This is a genomic window from Streptomyces sp. NPDC107581 (assembly GCF_055657175.1).
Window position 1 is genome coordinate 25,064 of the sequence record NZ_JBVKBH010000009.1, and the last position, 19,692, is coordinate 44,755.

The window sequence follows — 19,692 nt, forward strand, 5'->3', positions numbered from 1 at the left end:
GTCGGAGAATGGAGTGCCATGGAAGGCACTGTCGTCGCAGTGGTGCTGGTGGTCCTGCTCGTGCTGCTCGTGCTGAAGAGCGGAATGCGGGTCGTCAACCAGGTGGAGCGCGGGGTCGTGTTCCGGTGGGGGAAGGCGCTGCCGACCCACCGGCAGCCCGGTGTCACCTTCCTGATCCCGTTCGCCGACCGCATGCGCAAGGTGAACGTGCAGATCGTGACCATGCCGGTGCCCACGCAGGAGGGCATCACCAAGGACAACGTGTCGGTGAAGGTCGACGCCGTCGTCTACTTCCGGGTGACCGACCCGCTGCGGGCGGCCATCGAGGTGCAGGACTACGTCTTCGCCGTCGGGCAGGTCGCCCAGTCCTCCCTGCGCTCCATCATCGGCAAGAGCGACCTGGACGATCTGCTGAGCGACCGGGAGCGGCTGCACGAGGGCCTGGCGCTGATGATCGACAGCCCCGCCACGGGGTGGGGCATCCACATCGACCGCGTCGAGATCAAGGACGTCCAGCTTCCCGAGTCGCTGAAGCGGTCCATGTCACGGCAGGCCGAGGCCGAGCGGGAGCGGCGGGCCCGGGTCATCACCGCGGACGGTGAGTTCCAGGCGGCCCAGCAGCTCGCCAACGCGTCGAGGATCATGTCGGACACCCCCGAGGCCATGCAGCTGCGTCTCCTCCAGACGGTCGTCGAGGTCGCCGCCGAGAAGAACTCCACGCTGGTGATGCCGTTCCCCGTCGAGCTGCTGCGGTACTTCGACCGCGCCGCCGCGAACCTCGGCGCCCAGAACACCGGCACGCGGCACCCCGACGCCCCGAACGCGGGCATCCAGAACACCGGAGCCCAGAACACCGGCACGCAGACCCACGACGGGCAGAACCCCGGCGTGCAGAACCCCGGCGTGCAGAACGCCCTGGATCTCGCCGTCGACCTCATCGCGAAGAGCGTTCCGGAACAGCAGCCGCAGGAGAACGACGGCCGGCCATAGCCAGCGAGCCGGTCACGGCCAGCGAGGCCGCCGCCATCACCGTCATCGCCCGGCCGGGCGAGGTCAGCTGGGCCAGCGAGCCGGCCAGCGTCGCGCTCACGCCCTGCAGGGCCAGCATCCCCGCCGAGTGCAACCCGAGGGCGTGACCGGCCAGTTCGTCCGGGGTCAGGCTCATCAGCCGCTCCTGCTGGACCAGGCTCGCGCCGAATCCGGCGGAGGCCACGGTCACGCACACGGCGGCCACGGCGACCGGCGGACGCGCGCAGAACAGCAGGTACGGCGTCGCCAGGAGCAGGAGCAGCGGCGTCGCGAGCCGGGGACGTACGGCGGCCGGGATCAGCCTCCCGACCGTCACGTCCCCGGCGAACATGCCCAGCGCCGCACAGGCGAACAGGGTGCCGGCCGCGTCGGGGGCGTACGACACGTAGAGGGACTCGCAGCCGACGACGAGGCCGTTGGGCAGCCACAGCCCCAGATAGGTGAGACGGCGCGTACGGGCGGACCACAGCAGCGCGTTGGTGCGCCGGGTCGCCGCCGGGGAGGGGCGGCCGGTGGCGCGCGGCGGGCGGCGGGTGAGGCCGAGGCGCAGGACGAACGCGGCCGTCAGGTACAGGGCCGCCGCGAGGAGCAGACAGGTCCGCGGGGACAGAGCGGTGAGCAGGGCGCCGCCGGTGGCGTACCCGGTGATCTGCATCAGCCCGCTCATCATGTTGAAGAGCGAACGCCCGGGCAGATAGCCGTCCTTGGCGAGGATCTCGTTCAGCAGACCCCAGCGGACCCCGCCGCCGAGCGAGGCGACCAGGCCCAGCGGCAGGACGACGGCGAAGAGCGCGCCGGCCGGGAGGCCCGGCAGCGCCTGGACCGCCGTCCCGGCCGCGAAGGTGAGCGAGACGGCGGTGAGGGCCGTGCGCGGGGGCAGCCGGTCGGCACCGGAGAGCAGGAAGGTCGCGCCGAGCACCTGGGCCAGCGACGGGCCGAACATGCTCACCGCCGACAGCAGCGGGGAGCCGGTCGCCCGGTACACGAGGGTGCCGAGGGCGAGTCCGCCGACGGTCTGGGCGGCGGTCTGTGCGGCCGCTCCGAAGAACAGCTGGGTGAACTCCGGGGTCCGGAACAGGGATCGGTATCGGGGCATGCCCCGGAGTCTCGGACCGGCCCGGCAGCACTCGTTATTGTTTCGCCGTCGCGCGAAAGGTCGCGGAAGGGTCCGCCGAGAGGTTCGCGAAGAGGCCCGCCGAGTGGTCCGCAGAGAGGTCGGAGAGGTCCGCGGAAAAGGCAGGCTCGGAAGAGGCGGGATCGGAAGGGGCGGGCTCGGAAGGGGCGGGCTCGGAAGAGGCGGGCTCGGAAGAGGCGGGCTCGGAAAAGACCGCGGACAAGGCCGCGGAAGGGTCGTGGGAAGGGGGGATCCGTGGGCTGGTGGCAGCTGAACGCGGACACCCTGGCCCGCAGCCGGTTCGTCCTCTCCCCGCTCGCCGAGACCTTCGCGAGCCTGAAACTGCTGCACTCGGGGCAGGGCGCACACCCCGGCGAGCGGGAGTGGCTGCGCGACCACCTGCCCGGCTACCGGGCGCGGCTCACGGCCGACCCGGTGACGGCCCGCCTGGTGCGGGCGGGGCTGGGCCGGGACTGGATCGCCGACTTCCTCACGCCCACCCCCCGCGCCGGGGAGGACTTCGCCGACGAGGTCGCCCGGGTGCGCGCGGCCGGGCCCGCCGACGCCCGCGCCCATCTGCGTCTCGCCCTCGCCGGGCCGCTGCCGGCCGTGCTGGACCGGGACGACCTGCCGGAGCGGGCGGCCGCGCTGCTGGAGTGGGTGTGGCAGGAGGCCGTACGGCCGTACTGGGAGCGGCGCAGGCGGGTGCTGGAGGCGGATGTGGTGGCGCGGACCGCCCAGGTGAGCCGGGGTGGCTGGGTGAGCGCGCTGGACTCCCTGCGGCCGGGCGGGACGCGGTGGCTCGGGGAGAACCGGTTCCAGGTCAATCTGCACGAGTATCCGCCCCGCGAGATCTCGGGTGCCGAGCTGCTCTTCGTGCCGGTGACGCCGCAGCGGACGGGGTGGGTGGCCTGGGAGGAAGGGGAGCGGTACGCCGTGGTCTATCCCTGCGCCGGTGTCCTCGCGGGCGGGGACGACCGGGCCGTGCCGGCGAGTCTGGGCGCGCTGCTCGGGCCGGCCCGGGCCGCGGTCCTCGCGCTTCTCGGCTCGCCCATGAGCACCACCCAGCTGACCGCGGTCACCGGGCAGGCGCTGGGCTCGGTGGGCCGGCATCTGAAGGTGCTGCGGGAGGCGGGGCTGGTGCAGCGGCGACGTGCCGGGCGGTCTGTGCTCTACGCCCGGACGGCGGCGGGTGAGGTGCTGATGGAGGCCGGGACGGACCCGACACCACCGGGGGCCGGAACGGACCCGACACCACCGGGAGCCGGGACGGGCCCGACGCGCCCGGGGGCCGGGACGGGCCGGACGCGGCCCGGGGCCGGGGCAGCCGGGGGCTGAGGGAGACTGGAAAGGTGCCCGTAACCCTGGTCCGTAACCCGCCGGGGCTAGCATCCGCACCATGACGACTACTGACCACAACGGTTCCGTGCTGGACACCGAGATCGGCGCCCTGCGGGGCGGCTCCGCGAACCTGCCGCAGTATGCGGGCAAGGCCGTGCTCATCGTGAACGTGGCTTCCAAGTGCGGCCTGACCCCGCAGTACTCGGGTCTGGAGCAGCTGCAGGAGCGGTTCTCCGGGCAGGGCTTCACCGTGCTCGGCGTGCCCTGCAACCAGTTCCTCGGGCAGGAGCCCGGCACCGCCGAGGAGATCGCCGAGTTCTGCTCGGCGACGTACGGCGTGACCTTCCCGCTGACCGAGAAGGTCGAGGTGAACGGGGAGGGCCGGCACGCGCTGTACGAGCGTCTGGTGGGCTTCGCCGACGCCGCGGGGCACAGCGGGGACATCCGCTGGAACTTCGAGAAGTTTCTGATCGCCCCGGACGGGCAGGTCGTCGCGCGGTTCTCGCCGCAGACCGAGCCGGAGTCCGCCGAGGTCGTGGCGGCCATCGAGAAGCAGCTGGCCTAGCCGGTTGACCTTGCCCCTGGGGCAAGGGAGAGCGTCCCTGTCACCGGGCGGAAAGAGCCGCCCGGTGACGGAGGATGGCATCGTGGACGAGGAGCTGCTCACCATCGGCGCGTTCGCCGCGCGGGCCCGCCTGTCGGCCAAGGCACTACGGCTGTACGACCGGCTCGGGCTGCTGCAACCGGCGCATGTCGACGAGGCCAGTGGCTACCGCTACTACCGCGCCGGCCAGGTGGAGCGCGCCCGTCTGGTGGCCCTGCTGCGGCAGCTGGACATGCCACTGGCCCGGATCGCCGAGGTGGTCGGGGCCGGGGGCGCCGAGGCGGCCGACCGGCTCGCCGCCTACTGGGCGGCCGTGGAGACCCGGGTGGCCGGGCAGCGGACCCTCGCCGAGTACCTCCGTGGACGGCTGTCGGGGAGGAGCTCCGAGATGTACGACAGGTTCGTGGTCGAGACGGTGGACGTGCCGGCGCAGGTGGTGATCACCGAGTCCCGCCACACGCTGGCGGACGAGCTGCCGACGTGGATCGGCGCGTCGCTGGGCCGTCTGGAGGAGGCCGCGCGGGAGTGCGGGGGCGTCGCCGGTGCGCCGTTCGTCGTCTACCACTCCGAGGTGTCGATGGAGAGTGACGGGCCCGCCGAGTCCTGTGTTCCGGTGGCCGACGAGGCGGCGGCCCGGGCCTGGGTGGAGCGGCACGGCGGCCCCTGGGCGACGCGGGTACGGGTGGAGCCGGCGGCCCGGCTGGCCCGCACCCGGATCAGCAAGGCACAGGTGGCGCATCCGCAGATCCTCACCGCCTTCGAGGCGGTGGAGCACTGGATGGCCCAGGAGGGGCTGGAGACGGCCGGCCCCTGCCGCGAGGTGTACTTCGCGGACTGGGACGCGGCGGGAGCCGGGGACCCGGTCTGTGACGTGGCCTTCCCCGTGCGCCCGCCGACGGCCGCCCACGGAGCATGAGCCGCGGGGAGGGCCGGGTCCCGGGGATGAAAGCCGAGCGCTGGAAAGGGCCGAGCCCCCTCGGCAAGGACGGCGACTCGTCGAGAGGGCTCTGCGGGGTGGTGCTTGTGCAGTTGTCGTCGGACGAGTCCGCGAGGGAGCGTCAGAGAGGGCTCCCTACGCCTTGACCGAGGCCACGAAGACGTTCCACGCCTCGGCGGGGAACGCCAGGACCGGACCCTCGATGACCTTGGAGTCGCGTACGGCGAGTTCCATGGTGGTGGGCGACTTGACCTCGACGCAGGCGCCGTTGCCCGCGGAATAGGAGGACTTCATCCACGTCTCCGAAGCGCCCTGAATCAGTGCCATGTCCACTCCTGTTGCGAGTTGCTGGTGGTGCGGTTCACGCCAACCTTGTCGTCTGATTGGCGTGATCGACGCTACCGGGCAACCGCCCTTGCCGGAGTAGCCGTTCACTCAAGCGGATGGCATATTCCAAGTGAGCCTTCCGCGAAAGCGGACTCACAGTGTACGATCCGGCACTTCCTGTGGAGCAGGGCTCAATCGGCGTAGGTTTTCGCTACATCCGAGATGTATTGCCGGGATTGCTCCACATTGAGGGACTGTGCCCGCAAGTGCTCGTACATCACGGCGTACTTCTGCACGTCCAGCGCCTTCTCCAGGTACAGGTCGCTGGTGACGCCCTCCAGATAGACGACGCTGGAGTCGGCCGCGTCCGTGAACTCGAGGATCGCGTACTGCCCGTTGAGCCCCGGGTGTGCGCCCACCTCGAAGGGCAGGACCTGCACGGTGACGTGCGGCAGCTGGGACATCTCGATCAGGTGCTCCAGCTGTTCGCGCATCACCAGCTTGCTGCCGACGACCCGGCGCAGCGCCGCCTCGTCCAGCACCACCCACAGCCGAAGAGGGTTGTTCTCGGCGGTGATACGTTCCTGTCGGCGCATGCGCACCTGCACGCGCTTCTCGATCTCCGCCGTCGACGTCTCCGGCAACGCGCCCTGCACCAGGGCCTCCGCATAGGCGCGGGTCTGCAACAGACCGGTCACCAGCTGGGGTTCGTACACCCGCAGCGACTCGGCGTCGGTCTCCAGGCCGATGTAGACGCTGTACGGGATGTCCCCGAACGTGTGCCACCAGCCCTGCTGCCGCGAGTCCCGGGCCATCTCCATCAGCGAGTCGACGATCCGCTGGTCCTCGACCTCGTACACCCCGCACAGGTCGCGCACATCGCGCTGACTGATGCTTCTGCGGCCGTTCTCCAGCCGGCTGATCTTCGACTGCGACACGAGCAGTCGCTCCGCCACCTCTTCGGCCGTCATGCCCTTGAGCTCGCGGAGCCTGCGCAGCTCCTGGCCCAGCCGGCGTCGCCTGACGGTGGGATTGACATTGGACGCCACGGGACGTGCACCTCCGGCTGCCTGCCTGTACCTGACACTTTGCGTATCTGCTGCTGAGCAGACTGCCACCAAGGTGCTTTCTACCGCTGGGAAACGGTGGATATGCGGCGCGTACGCGTCAGTTCGGGCACGGATTGACGGACGTGCGGATGCGGTCGAGCGGGGCGGTGGGACCACGAGGGTCCCGCCACCCCGCTCGTACCAGCGGCTCCCGTACCGGGTCCTGCGGACCGACGGTGCGGCTCAGTGGGCCACGGCGCGCGCCATGGACCCATGGTGCGGCTGCATCGGAACCCCGCGTGCGGGTTCCGCCGTGGTCCTGACCGCGGGCCCCGCCGGCCGGCCGGCCGTGGCCGGTCCGCGCCGCGGCTGGGCCACCGCGCCGTTCTGTACGTCCATCACGGCATGCGCGACCAGCCCGCCCATGGGGTCGTGCCGGATCAGGTCCCGCAGCCGGGAGCGGGACGAACGCCCCTCGTTCCCCGGATACAGGTGCTTGCCGAGGCCGACGGCGTGTGCCAGGGCGGCGAGCGCCGCGGTCCGCGGGTCCGGCGGTACGCCGGTGCGGATCGCGCAATCCAGCCGGGAACGGATCTCCCTGCTGATTTCGGTGTCCGTCGCCTGGTAACGAGTCGTCGGCAGTACTCCGCACATCTGCCCCGGCACGGCGGCAACCATGCCGCACCGTTCGAGATGCGAGAGGTAGGTCTGACGCAGCCCCAGCCGGGGCCCGCCGATCCAATGGACGGCCCGCACAGGAGCGCCACGCCTTCGCAGCAACTCCAACGCGCAGTCCAAAGTCGGATCTCCAGTCGGCCGTGGTACCACCACGGCGATACGATCCCCGTCTGGGGCTATCCGTCCGGCCAGCGCCAGCTCCACTAGCTGCGCTCCGGCCAGACCGAGGTCGAGCGACTGCGGCTGTGCAGTGGTACCCGTGGTCGGGTCCAATGCCAGCAGCAGAAGCTCCTCCGGAAGTGTTCTGCGGCTCCTGCCCATCCATGCCTCCCCGCGTGGATGAATGACAGGGTGACCCCTCTCACATTGGTCTGTCGAGGGTGCGTGACCGGTTCGTGAGGGAACCGGTAGGTATGTCGTTCTCGTCTACCACAGGGGCCAAGCCCTCACACAGGACACTGGTACATGGTTCGGACAGGCCGCGCGCGTGGGCGTGCGGCGCACGGAGGAGGCATCGGTGGCGGGCGAGTCCCCCGACAGGTCGAAGCAGCACGAGTCGTCGGCGGAACCGACGTCGGGGAGCGCGGGTCCGGTTCCCGAGGCCCGCGATCCGCGTCTGGCCGTCTCCCGCGAAAAGGATTCAGCGAACGGGGCGGCGGACACCGCGACGAAGGTCCTGTCGGTGCGGGACGTGAAGAAAGCCGCCGAATCCGCCAAGGACGCCAAGGGCTCCGGGGACGCCGAGAAGTCCGCGGACGCCAAGGGCTCCGGGGATGCCGAGAAGTCCGAGGCATCCAAGGCCTCTGACGCATCGGAGGACCCCAAGGCCCCCAAGGACGAGGACGCCGACCTCCGCGAGGCGGTCTCGGCCTGGGTCCGCTCGGCGGACACCACGAAGAAGCCGAACCCCGAAACCGACGCATCTGCAAAGACACCTGAGGGCACCGAGGGGTCCCGGAAGCCCGAGGGCTCACAGAGCACCGAGGGTCCGAAGGGTCCCGAGAAGACCGAAGACCCCGAAGGGACCGAGCAGAAGACCGCGCGCGAGGACGAGCGGACGGCCGAGAAGACGGCCGCCTCCGGGGCCGGCGAGGACGCGAAGGCCGACCGGCCGGAGAAGCCGGCGAAGGAGAAGGCCGAGGCCAAGGCCGAGCCGGAGTCCCTGGGGGAGAAGGCCGACGCGAAGGCCGATGCGAACGCCGAGCCGACAGCGGACGCCGACGCAGGCACGGGCACGGGCACGGGCACGGACGCCAACGCTGACGTGGACGCCAACGCCGACGCCGACGCGGACGCCGACGCGGACGCCGACGCGGACGTAAAGGCTGACGCCACCTCGGAATCGGACGCGAAGGCCGAGGCGGACGCGGAGGCTGACGACGTCTCGGACCGGGCCGAGGGCATAGACACGGCCGCAAAGGCCGCCGACAAGAACGAGGCCGGGGCAGAGGCCGAGGCCGGGGCAGAGGCCGGCGACGCGGACGAGCCGCAGACCGCCGACAAGGCCGAGGGCAAGACCGAGGCCAAGGCCGGCGACGCGGACAAGCCGAAGGCCGGTGCCGCGGACGAGGCCGCAGCCGCCGACGGTGAAGGTGGTCCTCAGGGGCCACCCGCAGCCGAGGACGAGAGCCGCACGGATGGTGCGGCTGGGGACGGGACCGGCACCGACGGCGAAGCCGAGGCAGCCGCCGCGCCGCAGGCGAAGGGCGTCGACCAGCCCACCACCGTCTTCAAGGCCCTCCGCCCGAAGAAGCCCGAGGTCGACCAGCCCACCACCATGCTCAAGCTGGGCGGCAGCAAGTTCGTCCCGCTCAAGAACCCCGATGTCACCACCACCGTCCCGCAGGTCGGCCCCGAGCGCACCACCCAGCAGCCGCTCCCGCCCAAGCCGCCGCTGGACCTGCTGGCCGAGCTGACGAACACGCCCCCGCCCCCGGAGACCCCGGTCCGCACGATCGTCCGCCGGGTCAAGATCTGGACCCCCCTGGTCCTGCTCCTGGTGGTCGTCCTGGCGGTCGTACAGGCCTTCCGCCCGCTGCCCCGGCCCACCCTCGACCTCACCGTGAAGGACACCTTCACCTTCGACGGCGGCAAGCCCGGCATCCCCTGGCCCTCCCAGGGCCAGGCCGCCCTCGACGTCCAGGGCATCGGCAGCTTCGGCTCCTCCGGCGCCCAGAAGCCCGTACCGATCGCGAGCGTCGCGAAGGTGATGACCGCGTACCTGATCCTGCGCGACCACCCGCTCAAGAGCGGTGAGGACGGTCCGAAGATCACGATCGACAAGCCCGCCGAGGAGCAGTCGGACGCGGGCCAGGAGTCCACCGTCCCGGTCACCGCCGGCGACAAGATCTCCGAGCGCGAGGCCCTGGAGGCCATCCTCCTGCCCTCCGCCAACAACGTGGCCCGGCTGCTCGCCCGCTGGGACTCGCATTCCGAGAAGGCGTTCGTGGCGAAGATGAACGCCGCCGCCAAGGAACTCGGCATGCCCAACACCACCTACACGGACCCCTCGGGCCTGACGGACTCGACGGTCAGCACGGCCGTGGACCAGCTGAAGCTGGCCAAGAAGGCGATGGAGCAGCCCGCGTTCCGCGAGGTCGCGGCGATGATGTCCTACGTCGACTACAAGGGCGCCAAGCACCTCAACTACAACCGGCTGGTCGGCTACAACAACGTGGTCGGCATCAAGACCGGCACCACCACCTCCGCCCTCGGCAACCTCGTCTTCGCGGCGAAGCAGCAGGTCGGCGGGGAGACGCGCACCATCATCGGGGCCGTGATGCGGCAGCCCGCCGGTGGCGACGACAACACGATCATCAGCGGCGTCCTGGATGCCGGCGACAAGCTGATCCGGTCCGCGCAGGGCGCTCTGAAGTCGGCGACGATCCTGAAGAAGGGCGATGTCGTCGGGTACGTCGACGACGGGCTCGGCGGCCGTACGCCGGTCGTGGCCACCAAGGACGTCACCGCGGCCGGCTGGGCCGGTCTGAAGGTGAAGCTGTCCTTCACCTCCGGGACGCTGCCGCACACCGCGAAGGCCGGCACCACGGTCGGCTCGCTCACCGTGGGTGACGGTTCGGCCGCGGGTGCCGTGAAGGTGCCGGTGGCTCTGCAGAAGGACCTGATCGAACCCGGCCTCACGGACAAGCTGACCCGCCTCGGCTGACCCGTCCCGACCGGGCCGGGACCCTCGGCCGTACCGCTACCGCACCCCGCCGACGGAGCCCCGCGGCGGGGTGCGTGCTAGCGTCACGAATCGGGGCAGGTCGCCGGTCACGGGACAGGGCCGCGAACTGGACGGAAAGCGGCCGGGAACATCGAGGGAAGCGGCCGAGAACAGAAGACGGGACACGGGGAGTGCCTTCAGGTGGCCACAACCGAGCCGACACGCGCCGACGACGCCGATCCGGACCCGGGATCCGGCCCGCGAATACGCCTGTCCGCCGCTGACACGGACGATCGCGCCGGCGGTCGTCCCGGCACGCATCCGAAAGCGCGTCCGACCACGCGTCCGGACGCGCAGGGGGACGCACCTCAGGGCACACGTCCGGACACACACCCGGGCCTGCGCCCGGACGGCAGACTCGCCCGTCTCCTCATCGCCGCCGAGCCCCTGCGGCAGCGGCTCCTGCGACACCCCGTGCTGTCCATCACAGCTCTCGCGGGTGTCCTGCACATCATCTGGATCTTCACGTTCGCCAACAGCGGCGGCGACCTCGCGGCCCAGGACGCCTGGGCGGAGTTCGTCGGCCGCCACCCGGACTCGGCGTACAACCTCGCCTGGTACGGGGGCATGCACCCGGTGTCGTACAGCGTGGTGTCGCCGTATCTGATGTCCGTGCTCGGCGTCCGTACGACGCTGATGATCGCCGGGACCATCTCGGCGGGCCTGCTGACGTTGATCCTCATCCGCAGCCGGGCCGTGAAGAACCCGTTGTGGGCCTCGCTCGCCGGGGTCTTCGCACTGGTCTGCAACGCGCTGTCCGGCCGGGTGACCTTCGGGCTCGGCACGCTGTTCGCGCTCGGTGCGGTCGCGGCCGTCTTCTGCTGGCCCTACCGGTGGCGGTACAAACGCTGGGCGAAGGCCCTGGTCGCCGCCCCGCTGGCGGCGCTCGCCACGATGGCCTCGCCGGTCGCGGGGCTGTTCGTGGGCCTGATCGCGGCGGCGCTGTTCCTGCAGAAGCGACGGCCGGGAGCCTGGGCGCTGGGGCTCGCCCCCTCGGCGGTGGTCGCCGTCTCGGCCTGGCTGTTCCCGTTCTCGGGCACCCAGCCGATGACGATCGGCTCGGTGATACTTCCCCTGTCGTACGGCCTGCTGTGCCTGTTCCTCGTCCCCAAGGAATGGATCACCGTACGGCTGACGGCCGCCGTCTACAGCCTCGGCGTGATCCTGGTGTGGCTGATCAACTCGCAGATCGGCTCGAACATCTCGCGTCTGCCGATGCTGTTCGCGGGTGCGACCCTGATCGCCGCGCTGCCGTTCACGGTGCCGCGCTCGCGCAAGTGGTACCTGACCGTGGTGGCGTTCCTGGGCGTGGTCGGCTGGATCGGCTTCAAGTCGGTCGACGACATCATGCACACCACCCCGGCGGCGTCCTGGGCCCGCGAGCTGGCCCCGCTGGTCAACCAGCTGCAGCAGGTCGGCGCCGAGAAGGGCAGGGTCGAGGTGGTCCCGGTGCGCTCGCACCGCGAGGCCTCCGCGCTGGCGCCCTACGTCAACCTGGCCCGCGGCTGGAACCGGCAGGCCGACATGGAGCGCAACCCGCTCTTCTACGACGACACGCTCAACTCGGCGAACTACCACGAGTGGCTCCAGCGGTGGGCCGTGCACTTCGTCGTGCTGCCGAAGGACAACCCGGACGGGGACGGCGGCGAGCGTGAGCAGGCGCTGCTGCGGCGCGGGATGCCGTACCTGAAGCAGATCTGGGGCGACGCCAACTGGCAGCTGTTCAAGGTGACCGACCCGGCGCCGCTCGCCGAGCCCGACGCGGTGGTGGACCGGGCCGAGCAGGGTGAGATGACGCTGGAGGTGCGCAAGGCCGGGCGCATCCTGATCAGGATCCCGTACTCGCCCTGGCTGAGCGTGGTCGACGCGCACGGCAAGAGCCTGAAGGCGCCGCAGGAGACGGAGGCGTCGAAGCATCGGGCCGAGGGTGTGCCGAAGACGTACGACAACGTCAACGGGTGTCTGATGGAGACGCCGGAGGATGCGAAGGGGGACAAGTGGACGATGCTGCTGGCGCCGAAGGCGGGAACGTATCGGTTGGCGGCGCCGTACCAGTTGCCTCGCGGCACCCCCTGCCCGGACGAGCTGAAGTGACCCCCGGGGGCTCCGCCCCCTCTACCCCTCCCCCCGTAGTTCCGGCACGTACCTGTCCGTGCCCGGGATCGTCGGGATGAACGGGGCCACCAGCTGGACCCTGCCCAGGCCCGTCCGGGTCAGCTGGTCGTCCAGCCCTGTGAAGTGGCCCTCCCAGCACTCCCGCGGGTCCGTCTCCAGGAACCACAGCAGGGTGAGCCGGGTGTCGACGCCCTCGACCTGTTTGACATAGGTCATGCGGTCGCCGGGCAGCGGGGTGGGCCGGAAGACCGTGACCATCGCGGACGGGGAACCCGCCAGCCAGCGGGGCAGCAGGCGGGTCCGGAGCCACTCCAGCAGCTGAACCCGCTGCTCGGCCGAGTCCGCGTCGATCACCTCCATCACCAGGCCCGCGTACGGGTGGTCGAGGGCGTGGAAGTCCCTCGGGCCCGCCGCGCCGTCCCGGTAGACCGTCGTCTCGTGGTCCTGGAACGCCGTGAAGACATGGGTGCGGTCGTGGTAGACGCGGGCGTCGCGGTTGAGGCGCTTGTTGATGGCGACGGTCCACTTCATGTGGTCGTCGTAGCGTCCGTCGGTGATCCAGTACGTGGAGAGGTAGCAGCCGGCGGTGACCGGCTGGGCGATCGCCGACTTCTCGGGGTGGCGCAGGAGCTGCAGGTCCCGGGTGGCGACCCAGCGGCGGCCGGCGTACATCCAGGGCATGGCCATCGCGCCGGCGTAGTAGTGGTCGTCCTCGTACCAGCGGTTGTAGGCGTACTCGTGGCCGGGGTGCGGCTCGACCATGGTGATCAGGGCGTGGCCGGGGTGGACGCCGTAGGGACCCGCCCCGGCCAGTTCGGCGTACAGCTCACTGCGGGTGTCGGCCCCGCTCCCGCTGTCGGTCTCCCCACGGGTGTCGCTCTGTTCCGGCATGAACGCTCCTCCCCTTCCGTCCTCCTGCACTCGCCCATACTCTGACGCTCCGTCAGATGATGCGCCAGAGCCCGGACAGCTGGAGGTCCGTCATGTCACTGCTCGCAGGCAAGACCGTCGTCGTCTCCGGAGTCGGGGCCGGGCTCGGCCACCAGGTCGCCGCGGCCGTCGTACGGGACGGCGGGAACGCCGTGCTGGGGGCGCGCACCGAGGCGAACCTCGCCAAGAGCGCGGCCGAGATCGACCCGGACGGCACGCACACGGCGTACCGGCCGACCGACATCACCGACGAGGGGCAGTGCGAGGCGCTGGCGCGGCTGGCGCGGGAACGGTTCGGGGCGATCCATGCCGTGGTGCACGTGGCGGCCTGGGACTCCTACTTCGGCGGGGTCGAGGACGCGGACTTCGCGACCTGGCAGTCGGTCATCGACGTGAACCTGCTGGGGACACTGCGGATGACCAGGGCCTGTCTGCCGGCACTTCGGGCGGGCGGGGGCGGGTCGGTGGTGTTCGTCGGGACGCAGTCGGCCGTCGCCGCGCCCTCGCAGGTCGAGCAGGCCGCGTACGCCGCTTCGAAGGGAGCGCTGACCAGCGCGATGTACTCGCTGGCGCGGGAGCTGGGGCCGCAGCGGATCCGGGTCAACACGGTGCTGCCGGGGTGGATGTGGGGACCGCCGGTGCAGGCGTACGTGCGGTTCACCGCGCACACGGAGGGCGTGCCGGAGGCGGAGGTGCTCGGGCGGCTGACGCAGCGGATGGCGTTGCCGGAGCTGGCGACGGACGGGGATGTGGCGGACGCGGCCGTGTTCCTCGCCTCGGACCGGGCGCGGTCCATCACGGGACAGTCCTTGCTGGTCAACGCGGGTGAGCTGATGCGCTGAGGCGGCCGAAGGGCATCGCGCGGCCTTTCTGAATGTTCAGATAGGTGAACCTAGGTCACTACGGCGAACGATTTTACCGTCTCCATACCTTCCGCTTCCTTGCCGTGTGTCCATGTTCGAAACCAGAGTTCACATGCCTGACCTTGGCTGCGAACCCTGGAAGGGGGCACATGAACGGTCTCGACTGGGCCGTGCTGATCGGCTACTTCGGTGTGATGGTCGCGATCGGCCTCTGGTCGCACAAGCGGGTGGACAACGTCAGCGACTTCTTCACGGCCGGCGGCAAGATGCCCTGGTGGCTGTCCGGCATCTCGCACCACATGTCGGGCTACAGCGCGGTGATGTTCACGGGGTACGCGGGAATCGCCTACACCTACGGCGTCACCTCCTTCATCACCTGGTCCTTCCCGATCGCGCTCGGCATCGCCATCGGCTCCAAGCTCTTCGCCCCGCGCATCAACCGGCTGCGGTCCAGGCTCCATGTGGCCTCCCCGCTGGAGTACCTGAAGACCCGCTACAACCTGCCCACGCAACAGGCGCTCGCCTGGTCGGGCATGCTGCTGAAGATCGTGGACGTCGGCGCCAAGTGGGCGGCTATCGCCACCCTGCTGTCGGTGTTCACGGGCGTGACACTGAACCAGGGCATCCTCATCACCGGCGCGATCACGGCCGTCTACTGCACGATCGGCGGCCTGTGGGCGGACGCGCTGACCGAACTCGGCCAGTTCGTCATCCAGTTGCTGGCCGGGATCTCGATGTTCATCGCGGTCGTGATGAAGCTGAACGACAAGAACATCGGCTTCTTCGGCGCCTGGGACGAGAGCGCGCTGCACGGCCACGGCAAGCCGCTGGTCGGGCCGTACGGAACGGTCTTCCTGCTCGCGTTCCTCTTCATCAAGCTCTTCGAGTACAACGGCGGCATGCTCAACCAGGCCCAGCGCTACATGGCGACGGGCAGCGCGCACGAGGCCGAGCGCTCCGCGCGCCTGTCGGCGATCCTGTGGCTGGTCTGGCCGGTGGTGCTCTTCTTCCCCATGTGGATGTCCCCGCTGCTGGTCCACGCCGCGAAGCCGGACGGCTCCGACTCCTACGCCCTGATGACCGAACAGCTGCTGCCGCACGGGCTGTTGGGCCTGGTCGTCGTCGGGTTCTTCTCGCACACGATGGCCATGTGCTCCTCCGACGCGAACGCGATCGCCGCGGTCTTCACCCGTGACGTGGCGCCGGTGCTGTCGCAGAAGGCGCGGAACTGGGGCGAGCGCTCGGGCCTGATCGCGGCCCGGGTGACCACGGTCGTCTTCCTCGGCCTGTCGATGGCGGTGGCGACACAGGTCAACTCCCCCGCCTTCAAGGACATCATCACGGTCGTGATCAAGTGGGTCGCGGGCCTGATGGGCCCGATCGCGATCCCGATGATGCTCGGGCTGCTCCGCCCGTTCCGCCGCTCCGGTCCGACGGCGGCCCTCACCAGCTGGGCGGCGGGCCTGCTGGCCTTCTGGCTGGTCAACTACCCCGTCAACTGGAGCGTCGACGGCGGAGTCCCCCTCCAGTACCAGGTCTCCGTACCGCTGGCGGTCTCCCTGGTCCTCTACGTCCTGATCGGCTGCCTGAAGCCGGAGGACACCCCCGAACGGCTGGCGGTCATCGACCAGGTCAACACGGACGGGGACGGCACGACGGCGGTCCCGGTGCCGGCCGCGGCGGGCGACGACATCGCGGGGACGCCCAAACCGGCCTTGTAGAGTGCCAGTTGGTCACCTCTTGGCATGAACGGGGAAAAGTGAACAGCATGGACGCGGTGCGGTCGGCCTCCCGGGTGGTGGGCCGCCGCACCACCTTGCGTTATCTCGCCATCGGCGTCGGAGCCTCGCTGCTGACCGCCTGCAAGGGCAAGAGCAAGGACAAGACGAAGACGAAGGCGAAGGGCCACGGGACCGGGGGGCCGAAGCAGCCGTACCGGCACTCGGCGACGGCCGGGGCGGCCGGCAAGGCGCTGGCCGCCTTCGTGCGCGGTTCGTGGAAGATCACCACGGAGACGACCGACGGCAAGACCGTCTCGTACTCCGCGGTCGTCGACGACGGCTTCTGGACGCTGGACTTCGGCGGCGGACGACGGCAGAAGGGCACCTGGGCGCTCCAGGGCGGGCGACTGGCCCTGCGCGCGCCCGAGCACCCGGGCGGCGACAGCTCCGAACTGGCCGACGCGGCGGCGCAGAACGTCCCGGCCAAGGTCGGCGACTCGGTGTCCCTGCTGCTGCCGTGGCAGCCGCCCGGCTACCCGGGCACCGATTCCGGGCAGCAGCTCGACGTCAACTACACGAAGAAGAGCGGGGTGCTGCGCATCCGCCACATGGAGGCGAGCGGGATGACCGTGCACACGTGCACGAGGGCGTGAGAGCCGGGGCGCAGCACCGGTGAGCGGTGGATGGGTGAACCGTGAGCCGTTGAACCGTTAGCCGGTGAACCGTAGGCCGGTCAGCCGTGGGCCCGTGAACCGTAGGCCCGTCAGCCGTGGGCCGGTGAATCGTGGGCCCGTCAGCCGTAGGCCCGTCAGCCGTGGGCCGGTGGCTTACGCCCGCGGGTACCTGGCCAGCCACCCGGGTGACGACCCGGCGGGGCCGTGCAGGGCCGGGCCCTGGGTCATCTCCATCGCGAAGTCGTCGGCCAGTTCCAGGATCGTGGGGCGGCCCTCCAGTTCGGCCAGCCACGCCGGTGGCAGGGCCGTCTCGCCGTGCAGCGCGCCGAGCAGCCCCCCGGTCAGCGCTCCCGCGGCGGCTGAGGGGCCGCTCTGGTTCACCGCGAGGCACAGGCCGTGCCGTACGTCCTCCCCCACCAGCGCGCAGTACACGGACGCGGCCAGCAGGCCGTCCGCGGTGCCGTCGCCGGCCAGTTCCTCCACCCGTGCGGGGCCGGGCAGCCCCTGCCGTACCGCGCCGAGCGCGTGCTGGAGGGCGTCGGAGACCGGCTGGTGGCCGGGGCGGGCGGCGAGCAGGGCGAGGGCCCGCTGCACGGCGCCGTCCAGGCTCTCGCCGCGGGCGAGGGCGTGCACGACGACGGCGTACGCGCCCGCCGAGAGATAGGCGATGGGGTGCCCGTGGGTCTGGGCCGCGCACTCCACGGCCAGTTGGATGACCAGCTGGGGTTCCCAGCCGACCAGCAGGCCGAAGGGGGCGGACCGGGCCACCGCCTCGGGACCGAGTTCACCGGGGTTCCTCGGGGCCTCCAGCGTGCCCATGGCCTCGTCGCCGAGGCCGATGAGCAGCGCCCGGGTCGGATCCCGGCGGGCGTACAGCCACTCCTCCCGGGCCAGCCACCCGTCGTCCGTGCGCCGCTCGTCGGGCCCCCAGTCCCGCTGGGTGGCCGCCCAGCGCAGATACGCCCGGTGCACGTCGGTCGGCGGATGCCAGGCGCCGGTGTCACGGCGCACCTGGGCCCGGATGAGGCCGTCCACCGTGAAGAGGGTGAGCTGCGTGTGGTGGGTGACCGTGCCGCGCGCCCCGTGCCCGTAGGCCAGGTCGAGCAGGCCCTCCCCGCCGTACGCGGAGCGGATCTCGTCCAGGGCGAGCGCGTCGGCCGGTCCGCCGAGCGCGTCGCCGAGGGCGGCGCCCAGCAGCGTGCCGCGCACCCGGCTGCGGAAGTCCTGCTGCTCGGCGCGGCCCCAGACGGCACCGGACGTGGCACCCACCCTGACCTCCTCACGGCACCGTCCGTACGTACGACGCTCAGCACTGTAATCGACCCGGGACAGTCGATTCACGGGGGCAAATCGGCTCCGCCCGGTCATTCCCGTACAGCTACGGGTACCCGTCTTCGAACCGTGGGCCCGCCCGGCGGGTCACCACCGTGACAAGGCGGCCCCGAGGTGCCCCGGCCGGCCGCCCCACAGCCGGGCTACGTGCAACCCGGCTGTGGGGCGGCCGGGCCGCGTGCAACCCTGGGCGGCCCGGGTTCCGTGTAGGGCGTAGGGAGAGGCGGAGACCCGGGCCGGCGCCCGGACTCGACGCCGGCGACGCCTGGATGCGTGAGACGAGGAAGAGCGTGACCGATCATCCCCGCGAGACCGACTTCCGGACCTGGGTGCTCGAGCATCGGACCCGTCTGCGCACGACGGCGTTCCTGCTCTGCGGTGACTGGTACCTCGCCGATGACCTCGTCCAGGACGCGCTCGGACGGCTCTACTCCAGGTGGGGCAGGGTGGCGGCGTCCGGCGATCCGCGTGCGTACATGCGCCGGGTCCTGTGCAATCTCCACACCGACCACCTGCGCCGGCCGGCACGACGTGAGATCAGCGAGGCGGATGTGGCCGTACTGGACTCGCACCCGCACACCAGCATGGCCGAGCGCGACGACGATCTGATCGCCGCCCTGCTGACGGTCCCGGCCGGCCAGCGGACCATGCTCGTCCTGCGCTTCTTCGAGGATCTGTCCGTGGAGCAGACCGCGGCCCTGCTCAGGACGAGTCCGGGCAACGTCAAGAGCCAGACGAGCCGCGGCCTGGAGGCGCTGCGCTCCGCGCTCCGGACGGGGCCCGTCCGGGCCGCACGACCGACCACGATCGAAGGAGCATCGTGAACCCCGACACCACGCCGGAAGAGCTCACCACGCGGATCGCGTCCCTCAGCGTCCGTGGCCCTGCCGACCGCATCGACATCGATGAGGCGGTGCGCGCGGGCACGAGGCAGCGCCGGCGCCGGCGGCTCGCCGTCGCCGGTGTGTTCGCCTGCGTCGTGGCCGTCGCCGGGACGGTGGCCGTCGCCGCACAGGCGTCCCACGACAGGAGCAGCACCATGGCCGCTCCCAGCTTCGGCCGTGCGGCCCTGAACGCCGAGAGCCTGGGCGGGCGTTGGATCGCCGTCCGGGTCGACGGGCGTGACGTCTCGTCGTGGCGCGACGCGGGCGGCCTTCCGGCGAACCTGATCATCGGGGCCGACGGGGCGCCGAACGGATGGCAGGTGAACAGGGCCTGCGGCCCGCTGGTCGGCGGTGACTTCACGGTGCGGGCGGACGGCTCGTTCACCGCCGCGCCGCCGCCGCTGCAGTTCCAGTCCTGCCCGATGGCCGGCGCGGAGCCCCCCGACCTCGTGGCCGCGGTCGCGCGCACCGCTCATGTCGATGTGGACCGGCCGGCCGGCTCGGCCGCCCGGACGCTGCGGTTCCTGGACGGCCACCACAGGCTCGTCGCACTGTGGCGCGAGGACACCACGACCGGCTCACCCGCCGCCGTGTGCAAGAAGGCGCTCGGCGGGAAGTCCGCCTCCGACGGCACCTTCACCACCGTCGAGAAGATCCGCGCGAAGCGCCTGGCCGCGACGGGCGCCGGGCCCGAGGACGTGCTGCCCCGCGTTCCCGGCGGCACCGTCGCCGTCCACTGCTCGGTCACCGAGGCGGGTTCGCCGGTCGGGTACGCGGTGACGGCCGACGGCCACAAGGTGCGGCTCCGGCCGGCCGGGTGACCGGCACCGCGCGCGGGTGTCACCCACTCGCGCGCGGCAGGTCCGGT

General features: G+C 71.2%; 17 protein-coding genes. 11 read left to right on the plus strand and 6 right to left on the minus strand.

Annotated elements, in window-relative coordinates:
* Positions 1–18: 18 nt before the first annotated feature.
* Positions 19–990, plus strand: a complete 972-nt coding sequence (locus tag ACZ7P3_RS23440; protein WP_472084657.1) for a slipin family protein — start codon at positions 19–21, stop codon at positions 988–990.
* Here ACZ7P3_RS23440 and ACZ7P3_RS23445 read toward each other — a convergent pair.
* Positions 935–2,125: an MFS transporter gene (locus tag ACZ7P3_RS23445; RefSeq protein ID WP_472084659.1), complete on the minus strand. Its 1,191-nt coding sequence runs from the start codon at positions 2,123–2,125 to the stop codon at positions 935–937. The genes ACZ7P3_RS23440 and ACZ7P3_RS23445 overlap by 56 nt on opposite strands.
* 273 nt (positions 2,126–2,398) lie before the next feature.
* Here ACZ7P3_RS23445 and ACZ7P3_RS23450 point away from each other — a divergent pair, with 273 nt between their 5' ends.
* The 3 genes from ACZ7P3_RS23450 (at position 2,399) to ACZ7P3_RS23460 (ending at position 5,004) form a co-directional block, all read left to right on the plus strand.
* Entirely contained in the window at positions 2,399–3,481 is a 1,083-nt protein-coding gene (locus tag ACZ7P3_RS23450; protein ID WP_472084661.1) for an ArsR/SmtB family transcription factor, read from the plus strand.
* Between the two features lie 61 nt (positions 3,482–3,542).
* The gene (locus ACZ7P3_RS23455; RefSeq protein WP_472084663.1) at positions 3,543–4,049 is read left to right on the plus strand and encodes a glutathione peroxidase; all 507 of its coding nucleotides are present in this window, start codon (positions 3,543–3,545) and stop codon (positions 4,047–4,049) included.
* Positions 4,050–4,113: 64 nt separating this feature from the next.
* Positions 4,114–5,004, plus strand: a complete 891-nt coding sequence (locus ACZ7P3_RS23460) for a MerR family transcriptional regulator (protein WP_472084665.1) — start codon at positions 4,114–4,116, stop codon at positions 5,002–5,004.
* 156 nt (positions 5,005–5,160) lie between these two features.
* Here ACZ7P3_RS23460 and ACZ7P3_RS23465 read toward each other — a convergent pair whose 3' ends face one another.
* The 3 genes from ACZ7P3_RS23465 to ACZ7P3_RS23475 form a co-directional block, all read right to left on the minus strand.
* Complete coding sequence (locus ACZ7P3_RS23465) at positions 5,161–5,352, minus strand: DUF397 domain-containing protein (RefSeq protein ID WP_472084667.1); 192 nt, start codon at positions 5,350–5,352, stop codon at positions 5,161–5,163.
* Positions 5,353–5,543: 191 nt separating this feature from the next.
* A complete protein-coding gene (locus ACZ7P3_RS23470) occupies positions 5,544–6,401 on the minus strand; it encodes a helix-turn-helix domain-containing protein (protein WP_472084669.1) in 858 nt (285 codons plus the stop codon).
* A 243-nt stretch (positions 6,402–6,644) separates the two neighbouring features.
* The gene (locus ACZ7P3_RS23475; protein WP_472084671.1) at positions 6,645–7,400 is read right to left on the minus strand and encodes a GOLPH3/VPS74 family protein; all 756 of its coding nucleotides are present in this window, start codon (positions 7,398–7,400) and stop codon (positions 6,645–6,647) included.
* Between the two features lie 196 nt (positions 7,401–7,596).
* Between ACZ7P3_RS23475 and ACZ7P3_RS23480 the strand changes: the two genes are divergently transcribed.
* Both ACZ7P3_RS23480 and ACZ7P3_RS23485 read left to right on the plus strand, forming a co-directional pair.
* Positions 7,597–10,245 (plus strand): D-alanyl-D-alanine carboxypeptidase, encoded by a 2,649-nt coding sequence (locus ACZ7P3_RS23480; RefSeq protein ID WP_472084672.1) that lies wholly within the window; start codon positions 7,597–7,599, stop codon positions 10,243–10,245.
* 201 nt (positions 10,246–10,446) lie between these two features.
* On the plus strand, positions 10,447–12,399 hold the full coding sequence (locus ACZ7P3_RS23485) for an MFS transporter (RefSeq protein WP_472084674.1): 1,953 nt from the start codon (positions 10,447–10,449) through the stop codon (positions 12,397–12,399).
* A 21-nt stretch (positions 12,400–12,420) separates the two neighbouring features.
* Here the strand turns inward: ACZ7P3_RS23485 and ACZ7P3_RS23490 are convergent, their stop codons facing one another.
* Positions 12,421–13,311 (minus strand): hypothetical protein, encoded by an 891-nt coding sequence (locus tag ACZ7P3_RS23490; protein ID WP_472084676.1) that lies wholly within the window; start codon positions 13,309–13,311, stop codon positions 12,421–12,423.
* Positions 13,312–13,403: 92 nt separating this feature from the next.
* On the opposite strand from ACZ7P3_RS23490, the gene ACZ7P3_RS23495 reads away from it, so the two are divergent.
* The 3 genes from ACZ7P3_RS23495 to ACZ7P3_RS23505 all read left to right on the plus strand — a co-directional run bounded on the left by ACZ7P3_RS23495 (position 13,404) and on the right by ACZ7P3_RS23505 (position 16,587).
* On the plus strand, positions 13,404–14,192 hold the full coding sequence (locus ACZ7P3_RS23495; RefSeq protein ID WP_472084678.1) for an SDR family oxidoreductase: 789 nt from the start codon (positions 13,404–13,406) through the stop codon (positions 14,190–14,192).
* Positions 14,193–14,362: 170 nt separating this feature from the next.
* Positions 14,363–15,934 (plus strand): sodium:solute symporter family protein, encoded by a 1,572-nt coding sequence (locus tag ACZ7P3_RS23500; RefSeq protein WP_472084680.1) that lies wholly within the window; start codon positions 14,363–14,365, stop codon positions 15,932–15,934.
* A 47-nt stretch (positions 15,935–15,981) separates the two neighbouring features.
* The gene (locus ACZ7P3_RS23505) at positions 15,982–16,587 is read left to right on the plus strand and encodes a hypothetical protein (RefSeq protein ID WP_472084682.1); all 606 of its coding nucleotides are present in this window, start codon (positions 15,982–15,984) and stop codon (positions 16,585–16,587) included.
* A gap of 174 nt (positions 16,588–16,761) precedes the next feature.
* Here the strand turns inward: ACZ7P3_RS23505 and ACZ7P3_RS23510 are convergent, their stop codons facing one another.
* On the minus strand, positions 16,762–17,877 hold the full coding sequence (locus ACZ7P3_RS23510) for an ADP-ribosylglycohydrolase family protein (protein WP_472084684.1): 1,116 nt from the start codon (positions 17,875–17,877) through the stop codon (positions 16,762–16,764).
* Positions 17,878–18,230: 353 nt separating this feature from the next.
* Here ACZ7P3_RS23510 and ACZ7P3_RS23515 point away from each other — a divergent pair, with 353 nt between their 5' ends.
* Positions 18,231–18,764 (plus strand): SigE family RNA polymerase sigma factor, encoded by a 534-nt coding sequence (locus ACZ7P3_RS23515; protein ID WP_472084686.1) that lies wholly within the window; start codon positions 18,231–18,233, stop codon positions 18,762–18,764.
* Positions 18,761–19,645 carry a hypothetical protein gene (locus tag ACZ7P3_RS23520; RefSeq protein WP_472084688.1) on the plus strand — a complete coding sequence of 295 codons (885 nt, stop codon included), beginning with the start codon at positions 18,761–18,763 and terminating at the stop codon, positions 19,643–19,645. The genes ACZ7P3_RS23515 and ACZ7P3_RS23520 overlap by 4 nt, the downstream gene beginning before the upstream one ends.
* Positions 19,646–19,692 lie beyond the last annotated feature (47 nt).